The sequence below is a fragment of the Rhodococcus sp. IEGM 27 genome, from assembly GCF_033142305.1.
Taxonomy (GTDB): Bacteria; Actinomycetota; Actinomycetes; order Mycobacteriales; family Mycobacteriaceae; genus Rhodococcus_F; species Rhodococcus_F oxybenzonivorans.
This window is the reverse complement of record NZ_JAWLSG010000005.1, coordinates 485,769-499,972: the sequence shown is the minus strand read 5'-3', so window position 1 is coordinate 499,972 and position 14,204 is coordinate 485,769. Positions and strand designations below refer to the sequence as shown.

Genomic DNA, 14,204 nt, shown 5'->3' with positions numbered 1-14,204 from the left:
TGATTATCCAGGATAGGCGTACCGCATTTTCACCGGTCGGTGGCTGCCTTGGCGGGCGGCAGATCCCGCTCGTCCGGTCGTTGGAGATCGCGCGCAGGAGAAGTGTCGGGCGGCTCACACCGAACTTCGAATCGGCGGCGGGCCTGCCGCGCGACTTCGTCGTCGGTGCCCCCCCGGCGAGTCGTATCCCGGAATGCCAAGTCTCGACCCGACGGGATACGGCCCGCACCTCCACGTTAAACCACCCCCGGGCGGACCTCAATGGCCCAGTTCGAGGGCGGTTTCGTCCATGAGCGGACGACATTGCCGACCGTGGGTCGCGCGACGAGGCCGACCGTGAAGACGCAAAGAGTCGACCTCAGTTCCACCCGTTACGCGAGGTCGGGGCACCCGCGCGGCGGAGTCGCGGCAGCCCGGGGGTCAGCGTCGTGGCAGGCTCCGGTCAGAGACGAGTCGATTCGACGAACCTCCTGGCGAGATTCTCTTCGGTGGACGCGCCGGGCGTCCATTCGGTGATCCACGGACCGGTGCCCTCGCTGGGGTCGACCACTCCCCGTTCGAGCCATGCATACCGTCCCTCGAGGAGGGAATGCGCGACCTGCCGATCGACGTCGTCGGTGTTGTGCCACAACCCGTCGAACAGTTTCTCCACACGGAGTGCGGCCTGCCGGCAGAACACGTCGGCGAGTTCGTAGGCCGCGGCTCCCTCGGCCTCGTTCTCCTCGCGCTGCATCTCCGCCTTGACACAGCTGGCGGACATCGCGAACAGTTCTGCGCCGATGTCCACCACCCGACCGAGAAATCCCTGCTGCTTCTCGAGCGCCGCCTGCCAGCGGGCCATGCCGTAGAACGTGGAGCGGGCCAGTTTGCGGGAATGCCGCTCGACGAAGCGCAGATGCTTGGCCAGAATGCCGAAGTCGCCGTATGCCATCGGCATTTGTCCCTTGCCGGCGACGAGCTGCGGCAACCACTTCGCGTAGAAGCCACTCGCCTTGGCCGCCGCCCGGGCCTTCGCGCCGGTGTCGGCGTGAGGGTCGGCGAGATCGCCTGCCGCCGTGAGATGGGCGTCGACGGCCTCGCGGGCGACGAGCAGACGCATGATCTCGCTCGAGCCCTCGAAGATCCTGTTGATGCGCAGATCCCGGTCGAGTTGCTCAGCGGGAACTGCCCGTTCTCCTCGCGCCGCCAGCGACGCCGCAGTCTCGTATCCTCGACCGCCGCGCACCTGGATAAGCTCGTCGGACAGAACGCAGGCCATCTCGGACGACCACAGCTTGGCGAGCGCCGCCTCGATCCGAATGTCGTTGCGGCCCTCGTCGTTCATCTGTGCCGACAGGTCCACCACGGCTTCGAGGGCGTAGGTGGTGGCGGCCATGAATGACAGCTTGTTGGCGACGGCCGCGTGCTCACCGACCGGCTTGCCCCACTGCACCCGGACACCGGACCATTCCCTGGCGATCTTCAACGACCATTTGCCGGCGCCCGCGCACATTGCGGGTATCGCGAGCCGGCCGGCGTTCAGTGTGGTGAGCGCGATCTTGAGTCCGTCGCCTTCGCGCCCGATGAGATTTTCTTTGGGAACGCGAACCTTGTACATGCGGGTCACGCCGTTCTCGATCCCGCGTAGCCCCATGAAGGCATTGCGCCGTTCCACGGTGATGCCCGGGGTGTCGGCCTCGACGACGAACGCCGAGATCCCGCCGCGGTGACCCTCACTCTTCGGAACTCGTGCCATGACGACGAGCAGTTCCGCGACGACGCCGTTGGTCGTCCACAACTTCACGCCGTCCAATTCGTAGGCCGCCCCGCCTTCGATGGGAGTAGCCGACGACGCCAGCCTGGCCGGGTCGGAACCGACGTCCGGTTCGGTGAGGAGAAACGCGGAGATGGCACCTCGGGCACACCGCGGCAGGAACTCTGCTTTCTGCTCGGGTGTGCCGGCGAGCTTGAGCGGTTCCGGTACCCCGATCGACTGGTGCGCCGACAGGAGTGCGCCGAGGCTGGGGTGCACCGACGCAACCAGCATCAACGCCCGGTTGTATGCGACCTGGGAAAGCCCGAGTCCGCCGTACTCCTCGGAGATCTTCAGCCCGAAACATCCCAGGTCGGCGAGGCCACGAACGTACTCGTCGGGGATTCGCGACTGGGATTCGATGACACTGCCGTCCATCTCCTCGCAGTAGGCGCGGAGACGAGTCAGGAATTCGTCGGCTTTGGCAGCGTCCTCGGCCGCGGGCCGGGGAAACGGGTGAACCAGATCCAGCCGGAACCGTCCCAGAAACAGTTCCTTTGCGAATGAGGGTTTGTCCCAACCGGATTCCCTCGCCTCCTCCGCTACAGCTCGTGCTTCTTCCTCGGTGACCTTCGGAGCTGATGTGTCGACCATGACGCGCCTCCTACTGGCGGGTAGTCCTACTGACGAGTATCCCCCAAATCGACGGAGTCGACACAGCATTTCGGTTACTCTTCGGCCGATGCGGACTCCGTCGACTCTCCTGGGCGCCGGCGCGCTTCTCCTGTGCTTCGTGACGCCCCCGGCCACATCGGGCGCCGAACCGCTACCGGGCGAGTTCCTCTGGGGCGTCGCCACTTCCGGCTTCCAATCGGAGGGTTCGTCGCCCGACAGCAACTGGGCGCGCTACGCGGCGTCGGGCAGGACCGACGATGCAATCGGCCACTCGGTCGACTTCCGTCACCGCTACCGCGAGGACATCGCCCGCGCGGCAGATCTCGGTGTCGACGTGTTCCGCTTCGGCGTCGAATGGGCGCGGGTACAGCCGTCGCCCGGCTCCTGGGACGACACCGAACTCCGGTACTACGACGACGTCGTCCGGGAGATCACCGGCCGAGGGATGACACCGATGATCACCCTCGACCACTGGGTGTATCCGGGCTGGGTCGCAGACAAGGGTGGGTGGACGAATCAGGCGACGGTCGACCACTGGCTCGAGTACGCCCGCAGGGTCGTTCCACGCTATTCCGGTCTCGGCGCGCTCTGGATCACGATCAACGAACCGACCGTGTATCTGCAGAAGGAACTGACGTTCGGCGGCGTCACCGCCGCTCAGGGTCCCCAGATGCTCGACCGGCTCGTCGAGGTCCACCGACGCGCCTACGACCTGATCCACGAGAACGACCCGGGAGCCCGGGTGAGCAGCAATCTCTCCTACATCCCGGCCGCCACCGCTGCCGTGGATGCAATGTTCGTGGACCGGGTTCGCGAGAAGCTCGACTTCCTCGGCGTCGACTACTACTACGGACTCGCTCTCGACAACGTCACCGCCGTCAATGCGATCACCGACGACTTCTACCGCATCGATCCGCAACCGGACGGCATCTACTCCGCGCTGATGCGCTACACCCGCAAGTTCCCCGGACTGCCGTTGTACGTCGTGGAGAACGGTATGCCGACCGACAGCGGCCAACCGCGACCGGACGGGTACACCCGTTCGGATCACCTCCGCGACCACATCTATTGGATGGAACAGGCCCGGCAGGACGGAGCACCGGTCATCGGCTACAACTACTGGTCGATCACCGACAATTACGAGTGGGGAACGTACCGGCCCCGGTTCGGTCTCTACACCGTCGACGCGCTCACCGATCCGACGCTCACCCGGCGCCCCACGGATGCGGTCGCGACCTACCGCGACATCATCGTGGCAGGGCTGCCGGACAGCTACGTCCCGGCGCGGAAACCGGGATTCTGCTCACTGGTGGATCTGCCCACCAGCTGCATCGATCCCCCGTAGGACGATTGCCGCCCGGGGCGCGACGTACCATCACCTGGTGTCGTGGCAGATGTGGTGGGCAGTGCTCGGGGCCTCGTGCGTGATCAGTCTGTCCCCGGGAGCCGGTGCGATCGCGTCGATGGCCACGGGGATGCGCTTCGGGCTCCGACGCGGCTACTGGAACATCGCGGGCCTGCAGCTGGGGTTGCTGCTGCAGATCGCGGTGGTCGCCGCCGGACTCGGGGCGCTGCTCGCGAACTCGACCCTCGCGTTCACGGTGATCAAGTGGTTCGGCGTCGCCTACCTGGTGTATCTCGGCATCCGCCAGTGGCGGGCGAGTGCGACCGACGTGTCCGGCGTCGACGGCGAGGTCGCCGAGACAGGTGGGCCCGCGATGACCTTGCGCGGGTTCCTGGTCAATGCCAGCAACCCGAAAGCCGTCGTCTTCATGCTCGCGGTGCTCCCGCAGTTCATCACCCCGTCGGCGCCCCTGCTCCCCCAGTACCTGATCATCGCCGCCACCATGATCGCGGTCGACGTCGCCGTCATGACCGGCTACACCGGGCTGGCGTCAAAGGTCCTGCGGCTGATGCGGTCACCACGCCAGCAGCGCGCAACCAACCGGACGTTCTCCGGCTTGTTCTTCATCGCGGCAACGTTTCTGGCGACAGTCCGCCGCGCCGTCTGACCCGTGAGTACTTGTTAACCGCGGGCGGTTAACAAGTACTCACGGGGCGTTACATGTCGAGCCCGAGATCCAGCACCGTGACGGAGTGGGTGAGAGCCCCGACCGCGAGATAGTCGACGCCCGTACCGGCGTAGTCCGCTGCCACGTCGAGCGTGAGACCTCCGGAGGACTCCAGCTTGGTGCCGGGCGCCTTCGCGTCGCGGCGCTGCACGGCGATCTGCGTCTGCCACAGCGGGAAGTTGTCGAGGAGGACGAGTTCGACATTTTCGGCCAGTACCTCGTCGAGCTGCTCGAGGCTGTCGACCTCGACCTCACACTCGATGTCCGGGGCCGCCGCACGCACCGCCCGCAGCGCCGCCACCACCGAGCCTGCTGCGGCGACATGGTTGTCCTTGATCAGCGCCGCGTCCCCGAGCCCCATCCGGTGATTGACGCCACCACCGACGCGGACCGCGTATTTCTGCAGCGAACGCAACCCGGGCAGCGTCTTGCGGCTGTCCCTGATCCGCGTCCCGGTTCCCTCGACCGCGTCCACCCACGCCGCCGTCGCGGTGGCGATCCCCGAGAGGTGGCACACCAGGTTCAGCATGGTCCGCTCGGCAGTGAGCAGGGCTCGCGTAGGGGCGGACACGCTCAGGACCGGTTGCCCGGGGCTCACACGGGTGCCGTCGGCGACGCGCTCGAGCACCTGGTAGCTGCCCTCACCGATCACCTCGTCGAGCACCAGAAGGCCCACATCGAGACCAGCCACGGTGCCGTGCGCGCGGGACACGACCGACGCCTTGGCCACCGCGTCCGCCGGGACCGTCGACGTCGACGTCACGTCGGGGCCGTACCGCAGGTCCTCGTCGAGCGCGAGTCGCACGAGTGCCCGCACTTCGTCCCCGTCGAGACCGTCTGGAAGGACAAGGCCGGACATCACAGCACTCCTGTCAGTTGGGGTTCGAGCAGTTCGAGTTCGCCGTCTCGGGAGCGAATGTGCGTGCTCCGCAGCCACTGTTCGCTGGACTCCGGATAGTCGCTGCGGGTGTGGCAGCCCCGGCTCTCGGTTCGCGCACCTGCAGCGAGCACCAGGGCAGACGCCGTGGTGGTCAGCGCGGCGTCCTCGAGTTCGGTCGGGCCGTCCGGAATACTTCGGGGGGCGTCGGCGAGCGCAACCGCCGCCGACGCGAGGCCCGCTCCGTCGCGAACCACAGAGGCGTGCGCAGTCATCACCTGCTGCACCAGTTCGCGAGACGCGTACGACAGTCCCGGCCGGACCGTGTCCGTCACCTCCACGCGCAGACCGGCACGCTCGGCCGCCGCGACACCGACGCGTTCGCCGACCACGAGACCCTCGAGCAGACTGTTCGACGCCAACCTGTTGGCGCCGTGCAGCCCGGTGCGCGCCACTTCACCGGCAGCGTAGAGGCCCGGCACCTCGGTACGTCCGGAGACGTCGGTGACCACACCGCCGCACGAGTAGTGCGCGGCCGGTGCCACCGGAATCAGGTGCTCGCGGGGATCGATCCCCGCCTGCAGGCAGGACGCCGTCACCGTCGGGAAACGCTCGGCGAACCCCGGCAAGTGCCGGGCGTCGAGATAGACGTGGTCGTGCCCCAGTGCCCGCAGCCGGGAGGCGATCGCCCGGGAGACGACGTCTCGGGGAGCGAGATCACCGCGGGCATGGACACCCTCGGTCACCGAATCGCCGTTCGCGTCGACGAGCCGTGCCCCCTCCCCTCGAACGGCCTCACTGATGAGCGGACGCCGCCCGAGTCCTCCCGGGGTGAACAGGACGGTCGGGTGGAACTGCACGAATTCGAGGTCAGCCACCGTTGCGCCCGCATCCAACGCCAGCGCGATGCCGTCCGCGGTCGCGCCGGGTGGGTTGGTGCTGCACGCGTACAGCTGACCGAGTCCGCCCGTTGCCAGGACGACGGCGGGCGTGTGGATCACGCCGAGGCCATTCGGTGCATCGACGAGCAGACCCGTGACCCCGCGCGCATCGGTCAGGACCCGCACCGCGGACGCGCCGAAGAGCACGGGCAGACCTGCGGCGCCCAGCGCCCGTTGCACCTCGGCCCCCGTGGCATCGCCGCCGGCATGGATGATCCTGCGGGTGCTGTGCCCACCCTCACGGGTGCGGGAGACGACGCCGTCGCGTCCACGATCGAACACCGCCCCCAGGTCGGTGAGGGCGGCGACCGCATCGCGACCACCGGCCACGATCGACCGCACGGCGTCTACGTCGCAGAGGCCGACTCCGGCCTCGCAGGTGTCCGCCACATGTGAGGCCACCGAGTCGGTGAGCGCATCGCCCACCACCGCGATCCCACCCTGCGCATACTGCGTCGCCGTGTCCGTGGGACCGCCCTTGCTGACGGTGAGGACCCTCAGCCCTCGCAGGGAGGCGGTACGGGCGGCCGTCAGTCCGGCCACCCCACCGCCCACCACGACCAGGTCGGCATGCTCTTCCCAGGAGATCCCCCGGGCCGGGCTGCTCACTCGCCGCCGCCAGGGTTTCCGATCTCGATCATGCGCTGCACCGACTTACGGGCACGCTCGGCAGTCTCGAGATCGACGTGAACCTCGTCCTTGCCTTCGAGCAGGCACCGGAGGAGCGCCGCGGGGGTGATCATCTTCATGTACGGGCAGGAAGCGCGGTCGTTGACAGCCTGGAAGTCGACATCGGGCGCCGCCTTGCGCAGCTGGTGCAGCATCCCGACCTCGGTCGCGACGAGAACCTGCTTGGCGCCGGTCGCTCGTGCCGCGTCGAGCATGCCACCCGTCGACAGGATCTTCACCTTGTCCTCGGGGACGAACCCTTCTCCCGCCAGGTACAGAGCCGAAGTGGCGCAGCCGCACTCCGGGTGGACGAACAGCTCGGCGCCGGGGTGTGCCTTCGCCTGGGCGGTGAGTTCGTCGCCGTTGATGCCGGCGTGGACGTGGCATTCACCCGCCCAGATCTGCATGTTCTTGCGCCCGGTGACGCGCTTGACGTGTGCGCCGAGGAACTGGTCGGGCAGGAAGAGCACCTCCCGGTCCGGGTCGATCGACGCCACCACGTCGACGGCGTTCGACGAGGTGCAGCAGATGTCCGTCAGTCCCTTCACCTCGGCGGTGGTGTTGACGTACGAGACGACCACGGCGTCCGGGAATTCGGCCTTCCATTCCCGCAACTGATCGGCGTTGATCGAGTCCGCAAGCGAGCACCCCGCGCGCTCGTCGGGGATCAGCACGGTCTTGGCCGGGCTGAGAATCTTCGCGGTCTCGGCCATGAAGTGCACACCGCAGAACACGATGGTGTCCTCGGGCGCCTCCGCCGCGATGCGCGAGAGCGCGAGGGAGTCACCCACGTGGTCGGCGACGTCCTGGATGGCGGGCAACTGGTAGTTGTGCGCAAGCAGGGTTGCCCCCCGCTCACGCGCCAGCCGTTTGATTTCGGCAGCCCACTCCTCGCTCGCCTCGACACCCCCGTAACCGCCGGGACCGTCCTGAATCTGCGGGTGCGTTCCCGCCCACAACGTGCTGGTCGTCATGGCTGCTCCTTCACCGTGGCCTCGGGCGGGCTGGCCCGAATTCCTAAATCGAGGTTTTCGACTTAGGATCGAAAACATGCCCCATAGTAACACCAGGCACGAAGTGCTCACCGCGGTGTTCCAGGTTCGCCACTTCGCCGATCGCATATGCACAGGTCACGCCGGTGATGCGCGTCACGCGACGGGCGCCGGCGAACTCGCCGTGTTGTTGTGGCAACGCGCCCTCGACCCTCAGGCGGGCGCCTGGTCGCTTCCGGGCGGCTTGCTGGGCGAAGACGAAGACCTCACGACCTCCGCCCGGCGGCAACTCGCCGAGAAGGTGGACGTGCGGGAGGTGTCACACCTCGAGCAGCTGTCCGTGTTCAGCGATCCACATCGCGTCCCCGGGCCGCGCACCATCGCCTCGACCTTCCTCGGGCTCGTTCCCCTGCCCGCCGATCCGACCCTCCCTCCGGACACTGCGTGGCACCCGGTCTCGGAATTGCCCGAGATGGCGTTCGACCACGGCACCGTCGTGCAGCATGCGCGTACACGCCTGGCCGCCAAGCTCTCCTACACCAACATCGCGTTCGGGCTGGCGCCCGGCGAATTCTCCATGTCGACGCTGCGCGAAATCTACTGTGCAGCACTCGGTTACCAGGTGGACGCCACGAATCTGCAACGCGTCCTCGGGCGGCGCGGGGTCTTGAAGCCCACCGGCAACACCGCACCGTCGGGCCGCACCGGCGGACGCCCCGCCGCGCTCTACCGGTTCACCGACTCCACCCTGCGGGTCACCGACGAATTCGCGGCGCTTCGACCACCGGCCTGACCCGCGTGCAATCAGGGACCTACGACGTCACCGTGAGTCGACCTCGGTCCTCGGTCCGAGCCCCCGCCAGAACGTGTCCGATGCGGCGGTGACGACCTCGTCCACCGGCGCGCCGTCGAGCATCCCCCCGGCGGCGAGGGTGGCGATTCCGTGGAATGTCGCGAACGCGACGAGGGCGATGCGGGACGCGTCCCCGCCCCCGATGTCGCCGGCGGCCTGGGCTTCGGTGACGATCCGGACCGTGAGGTCCATCGCCGCGTGACCGGCCGCCACCACCCGAGGGGCGGCCCCGGGCGCGTGCTTGTTGCCGTACATCAGCGCCAGCAACTCGCGGTGGGCAAGGGCAAAGCTCACGTACGCGCCGGCGAGCGCGCCGAAGCGGGCCCGGGCGTGAGGATCGGCCTCCTCGACGGCGCGTGCGAGGGCGGCCGTGAGGCGCACGAAACCGGACTCCGCGAGTGCGTCGAGCAGGGCCTGACGGTCCCGGAAGTGTTTGCTGGGTGCGGCGTGGCTGACGCCGGCCTCACGGGCGAGCCGGCGGAGGGAGATGCCGTCGACGCCGTCCTGCTCGAGCGTGCTCTCGGCGCGCGCGAGCAGCACCTGACGAAGACTCCCGTGGTGATAGGGCTGTTCGGCGACGGACATGCCGCAAGTCTAACCAAATGTTGTCATTGACTACATAGATGACACTGACTACATTCGAGGCCACCCCACCGCTAGGAGCTGACATGTCCTTCGACGTATCCGGAACCACCGTCCTCATCACCGGCGCGAGCGCGGGCCTCGGTGCCGAATTTGCCCGCCGGTTCGCCGGGCGGGGTGCAGATCTCGTCCTCGTCGCCCGTCGCGTCGATCGACTCGAACAACTCGCCACCGAACTCCGCACCGCGCATCACGTGTCGGTCACAGTGATCCCGTTCGACCTCGCCACTCCCGGCGCCGGTGAGCGGCTGCGCACCGAACTGACTGCCCGCGACATCCGCATCGATTCACTGATCAACAACGCGGGATTCGGGACGCACGGAGACTTCGCGTCCGCCGACCTCGAGCGCCTCACCGCCGAGATCCAGCTCAACGTCACCACCCTCGTCGAGCTGTCGCACACATTCCTGCCCGACCTGCTGCGAGGACGCGGAGCACTCGTGAACGTGGCGAGCACCGCCGCGTTCCAGCCGACTCCCGGCATGGCCGTGTACGGGGCGACCAAGGCGTTCGTTCTGAGTTTCACGGAGGCATTGTGGGCAGAGGCCCGAGGCACGGGCCTCACCGTGCTCGCCGTCTGCCCGGGCCCCACCCGCACCGAATTCTTCGACGTCGTCGGTTCGGAGGACGCCGCCGTCGGCCGCATGCAGACCGCGGATCAGGTGGTGACGACAGCACTGCGCGCTCTGGATCGGCGCAGCACACCACCGAGCGTCGTATCCGGGCTGATGAACTGGGTGTCGTCCGTCAGCACCCGGTTCGCGACTCGCCGCATCGGCGCTCTCGCCAGTGGGCGTCTCCTCGGAGACGTCCGGATGCGAACCTCGGTCATGAAGTAAGTGTCGCGTCGCGCTCGTCCCATTCGTCGAGCTCGACCGGGGAATCGCTGATTCCGAGGTCGTCGAATGGGTTGAGCGCGGCGAGTACCAACGTCACGACGCAGGCAGCCAGCGGCTGGAACACCAGTACGAGCAGCGTCCCGATCCCCGGTGCCGTCGCGACGATCGTTCCGGGCGTCGACACGTCGTCGCCGGGAAACCGCAGTGCAGCGACGCCGAGCCCTGCGAGGGCCATGACACCCGCTCCGACGATGTTGCCGGCGAGGACAGCCGCGAGAGCTACCGGACCACGACTCCGCCGCGCCGTCCACGCCGCAACCGCGGCGAGGATGCCCACGACCAGCCCCGCGCACGCGAACATGCCGATCGCATCGAACCGGTGCACACTCTCACCCGTCAGCGTCACGCCGCGGTCGGGCGCAACGACCAACAGGTGTTCTGCCGGCGCGAGCACTCCCCATATCGCCCCCACGAGTGCACTTGCCACGACCGTTCCGCAGACGATTCCGGCGGCAGATCGAAGCCTGATGCGCGGGAAGTTGGTCACACCGATGACGCTACCGCCGGGCGAGCCCGATCGAGTCGAACACACCGTGGCGTGAACATTTTGCCCACCAGCCGTCGGGACTGATCTGTACGACCATCCGCCGACCGCACGACTCGCAGAAGCGCGGCGGTTCGAGCCCGAGCTGCGCCGCGGTCGGGACACTGTCCTCGACTCCGGGAACGACTCGGCGGCCCGTGTACGGGTTGTACCGCTCCTCTGCAGCGCGCTCGACAGCGACACTGCCCGGTGAACCGTCGGTGCCGGTCATCACAAGGTGTCGTTCAGTGCCTTGATCGGCATCTGCAGGTCGACGAGCAGGTCGAGGTCCTGTTCCGCGGGCCGTCCCAGCGTCGTCAGGTAGTTGCCGACGATCACGGCATTGATTCCGCCGAGGATGCCCTGTTTTGCGCCGAGGTCGCCGAGGGTGATTTCACGACCACCGGCGAAGCGGAGGATGGTGCGCGGCAGCGCAAGCCGGAAGGCGGCCACCGACTTGAGCGCCTCGCTCGCGGGCAGCACCTCGAGGTCGCCGAACGGTGTGCCCGGACGGGGGTTGAGGAAGTTCAGCGGAACCTCGTCGGGTTCGAGTTCGGCCAGATTCGCGGCGAACTCCGCGCGCTGCTCGAGGCTCTCCCCCATCCCGAGGATGCCGCCGCAGCACACCTCCATGCCCGCCTCACGAACCATCCGCAGCGTGTTCCACCGCTCCTCCCACGAGTGAGTGGTCACCACATTCGGGAAGTGCGACTTCGCCGTCTCGAGATTGTGGTTGTACCGGTGCACACCCATAGCGGCCAGCTGGTCGACCTGCTCCTGGGTGAGCATGCCCAGCGAGCAGGCGATCTGGATGTCGACCTCGTTGCGGATGGCCTCGATACCGGCCGCCACCTGGGCGAGCAGCCGTTCGTCGGGTCCGCGGACCGCAGCGACGATGCAGAACTCGGTGGCGCCGGACTTGGCGGTCTGCTTGGCAGCCTCCACGAGCGAGGGGATGTCGAGCCAGGCGGCTCGCACCGGCGACTGGAACAGGCCGGACTGCGAGCAGAAGTGGCAGTCCTCGGGGCAGCCGCCGGTCTTGAGGCTGATGATTCCCTCCACCTCGACCTCGGGACCGCACCATGTCATCCGCACGTCGTGCGCCAGCGCGAGCAGCTCCTCGAGTCGCTCGTCCGGCAGTTGCAGGACCTCGAGTACCTGGCTCTGTGTGAGCCCTTCCCCGCGTTCGAGAACCTGGTCACGCGCCAAGGCGAGAATGTCTGTCTGTACCGGGGCCGACGTCACACGTATCTCCTGAAGAGCGGGCCGATCACGCGTCGTGGATCGACATGAGTAAGAATTGAACACCGTACAAGTTGAACGGCGTTCAGGTTAGATCCGTGATGGAATACTGTCAAAGCAAGGACCGAATACCTGAGGAGAACAGCAGTGCAATTGCGACGCGGCGACGTACTCGACGGCGCACTGGCCATCCTCGACGAATTCGGTCTCGCCGACCTCACGATGCGGAGGCTCGCGACCGCCCTCGGCGTCCAACCCGGCGCCCTGTACTGGCACTTTCCCAACAAGCAGACCCTCCTCGGCGCTCTCGCGGACAAAATCCTCGAAGACGTCGACGCGCCTACCACGGTTACTGACTGGAACGAGGAGTTCACCGAGCTGGCCCACCGCCTGCGTGGTGCCCTGCTGTCGCACCGCGACGGTGCCGAGCTCGTCTCCGCGACCTACGCCTCGCGGATGACCAACTCCCGCGTGCGGGAAACGTTCGCCGCCGTCGGGCTGCGATCCGGACTTTCCCGCGAGCACGCAGAGCTCGCGTCGTACTCGCTCCTCTACTACGTCCTCGGACACACGGTCGACGAGCAGTCGCGCGCACAGATGGAATCCATCGGCGCCCTCACCCGCGCTGCACTCTCCCCTGACGCCCCGGCATCGGAGATCGGCGCCTACGACGACGACCTCCTCGACGGCGATCCCGCGGTCCGATTCGACTTCGGACTCTCGCTGTTCGTCGACGGCATCCGTGCACGGCTGAAAGACCCCGCGCAGCACCCCTGAACGGGCACACTGGGTGGGCACACTCGAATCGAAAGCTGGGTGGGCACACTCACATCCGAGACCGAGTGGCTACCCGGTCAGGCCAGGGGGTGACGATGAGGTCGACAGTCGGCCGCCGTGCCGGAATCGTTGTCGCGACGGTACTGGCCTTCTCCCTTTTCGCCGGTCCGGCTCCGAGCCCGTCGCAACCCGTCGGAGCACCGGGTGATGTGGTCGTGTCTTCGTCGATCCCGCAGCAGATGTGGCCGCCGGGTGCCGCCACGGGCTCATTCTTGACCTACTGGACCACGGGGCCGTTGAACCGGCCCGCGCTCAGTACCGGCGCGACATTTCTGCCACCTGGCGGACCGCCCCCTGGTGGGTGGCCCGTGGTGTCGTGGGCGCACGGAACGGTCGGGCTGGCCGACGCGTGCGCTCCCACCGCCACCGGGAACTTCGGCGGGCAATATGTCGAGCATTGGCTCCGCGAGGGATATGCCGTGGTGGCCACCGACTACGTGGGCCTCGGCACACCCGGTGTCCATCCCTATCTGGACGGTCCGACCGAGGCGCACAGCGTGATCGACATGGTGCGCGCCGCTCGCAGCGTGACGCCGTCACTGTCGAACCGCTGGCTTGCGCTCGGACAGTCTCAGGGCGGACACGCAGCGCTGGTCGCCGCTTCGATGGCGACCAGATATGCGCCCGAACTCGATTTCCGCGGCACGGTCGCAACCGGCGCGCCGTCGAATCTCGAACAGCTGGCACCTCTGGTGGGTCCGAATTTCCCACCGCTTCCCCTCACCGGGAGCACCGTGTTCGTCGCGTATGCCCTGGCCGGACTGCGGGCATCTCGCCCCGACCTCGACGTCGACAGTTACCTCAGCCCCCTCGGCATCTCCGCGCTCGACCGCCTCGAGGAACTCTGTTACCAAGACGCAGCGCCGCAGCTCCAGGGCGTCACCATCGGACAACTGATGTCCCGAAACCTCGACGACCCTGCCATCCTCGACGCGATTCGGGGCACCCTCGGAGTTCCTGTCCGTGGATACGACCGGCCACTCTTCATCGGCCAGGGACTGCTCGACGACATCGTCCCCGCAGCGTTCAGCTGGAAATTGACAGCCGACCTGGCCGCCAACGGACAGAGTTTCGTCTACCGCACCTACCCGACCGGGCATCTGCAGACCATGCCGGCGTCCATTCCCGACACCACACCGTTCGTCCGGCAAGCCTTCTCCTAGCTGCAGTTACACCCCACCGGCATAGGCTCGCGCGTTACCCGACCGGCATTGGTATTACCACTTGACCTCTTACCTATGACCGCTCTA

Annotated in this window: 14 protein-coding genes; 6 read left to right on the top strand and 8 right to left on the bottom strand. The window is 67.3% G+C overall.

Going from position 1 to position 14,204, the window contains the following annotated elements:
• Positions 1–442: 442 nt before the first annotated feature.
• Complete coding sequence (locus tag R4P95_RS20330; RefSeq protein ID WP_317746149.1) at positions 443–2,386, bottom strand: acyl-CoA dehydrogenase family protein; 1,944 nt, start codon at positions 2,384–2,386, stop codon at positions 443–445.
• 88 nt (positions 2,387–2,474) lie between these two features.
• Here R4P95_RS20330 and R4P95_RS20325 point away from each other — a divergent pair, with 88 nt between their 5' ends.
• A complete protein-coding gene (locus tag R4P95_RS20325) occupies positions 2,475–3,752 on the top strand; it encodes a glycoside hydrolase family 1 protein (RefSeq protein ID WP_317746150.1) in 1,278 nt (425 codons plus the stop codon).
• Positions 3,753–3,789: 37 nt separating this feature from the next.
• A complete protein-coding gene (locus R4P95_RS20320) occupies positions 3,790–4,419 on the top strand; it encodes a LysE family transporter (RefSeq protein ID WP_213572374.1) in 630 nt (209 codons plus the stop codon).
• Between the two features lie 49 nt (positions 4,420–4,468).
• Here R4P95_RS20320 and nadC read toward each other — a convergent pair whose 3' ends face one another.
• Genes nadC through nadA form a run of 3 tightly spaced genes read right to left on the bottom strand, consistent with a single transcriptional unit; the run spans position 4,469 to position 7,940 of the window.
• Complete coding sequence (gene nadC, locus R4P95_RS20315) at positions 4,469–5,338, bottom strand: carboxylating nicotinate-nucleotide diphosphorylase (RefSeq protein ID WP_317746151.1); 870 nt, start codon at positions 5,336–5,338, stop codon at positions 4,469–4,471.
• On the bottom strand, positions 5,338–6,906 hold the full coding sequence (locus tag R4P95_RS20310; protein WP_317746152.1) for an L-aspartate oxidase: 1,569 nt from the start codon (positions 6,904–6,906) through the stop codon (positions 5,338–5,340). Before R4P95_RS20310 ends, nadC begins: the two co-directional genes overlap by 1 nt.
• Positions 6,903–7,940, bottom strand: a complete 1,038-nt coding sequence (gene nadA, locus R4P95_RS20305) for a quinolinate synthase NadA (RefSeq protein ID WP_317746153.1) — start codon at positions 7,938–7,940, stop codon at positions 6,903–6,905. Before nadA ends, R4P95_RS20310 begins: the two co-directional genes overlap by 4 nt.
• A gap of 76 nt (positions 7,941–8,016) precedes the next feature.
• Here nadA and R4P95_RS20300 point away from each other — a divergent pair, with 76 nt between their 5' ends.
• A complete protein-coding gene (locus R4P95_RS20300) occupies positions 8,017–8,751 on the top strand; it encodes an NUDIX hydrolase (protein WP_249353820.1) in 735 nt (244 codons plus the stop codon).
• Between the two features lie 27 nt (positions 8,752–8,778).
• Here the strand turns inward: R4P95_RS20300 and R4P95_RS20295 are convergent, their stop codons facing one another.
• Entirely contained in the window at positions 8,779–9,396 is a 618-nt protein-coding gene (locus tag R4P95_RS20295; RefSeq protein WP_317746154.1) for a TetR/AcrR family transcriptional regulator, read from the bottom strand.
• 83 nt (positions 9,397–9,479) lie between these two features.
• Here R4P95_RS20295 and R4P95_RS20290 point away from each other — a divergent pair, with 83 nt between their 5' ends.
• Positions 9,480–10,292: an SDR family NAD(P)-dependent oxidoreductase gene (locus R4P95_RS20290; protein ID WP_213572379.1), complete on the top strand. Its 813-nt coding sequence runs from the start codon at positions 9,480–9,482 to the stop codon at positions 10,290–10,292.
• Here R4P95_RS20290 and R4P95_RS20285 read toward each other — a convergent pair.
• From R4P95_RS20285 to bioB, 3 genes are read right to left on the bottom strand one after another with little or no spacing between them, the layout of a single operon-like run.
• The gene (locus R4P95_RS20285) at positions 10,282–10,839 is read right to left on the bottom strand and encodes a DUF2567 domain-containing protein (protein WP_317746155.1); all 558 of its coding nucleotides are present in this window, start codon (positions 10,837–10,839) and stop codon (positions 10,282–10,284) included. The genes R4P95_RS20290 and R4P95_RS20285 overlap by 11 nt on opposite strands.
• A 10-nt stretch (positions 10,840–10,849) precedes the next feature.
• Positions 10,850–11,107: a hypothetical protein gene (locus tag R4P95_RS20280; RefSeq protein WP_213572381.1), complete on the bottom strand. Its 258-nt coding sequence runs from the start codon at positions 11,105–11,107 to the stop codon at positions 10,850–10,852.
• Positions 11,107–12,120, bottom strand: a complete 1,014-nt coding sequence (gene bioB / locus R4P95_RS20275) for a biotin synthase BioB (protein WP_109329346.1) — start codon at positions 12,118–12,120, stop codon at positions 11,107–11,109. The genes R4P95_RS20280 and bioB overlap by 1 nt, the downstream gene beginning before the upstream one ends.
• Before the next feature lie 144 nt (positions 12,121–12,264).
• On the opposite strand from bioB, the gene R4P95_RS20270 reads away from it, so the two are divergent.
• Positions 12,265–12,894 (top strand): TetR/AcrR family transcriptional regulator C-terminal domain-containing protein, encoded by a 630-nt coding sequence (locus tag R4P95_RS20270; RefSeq protein WP_317746156.1) that lies wholly within the window; start codon positions 12,265–12,267, stop codon positions 12,892–12,894.
• Positions 12,895–12,989: 95 nt separating this feature from the next.
• The gene (locus R4P95_RS20265) at positions 12,990–14,117 is read left to right on the top strand and encodes a lipase family protein (RefSeq protein ID WP_317746158.1); all 1,128 of its coding nucleotides are present in this window, start codon (positions 12,990–12,992) and stop codon (positions 14,115–14,117) included.
• The last annotated feature ends 87 nt before the right edge of the window (positions 14,118–14,204 follow it).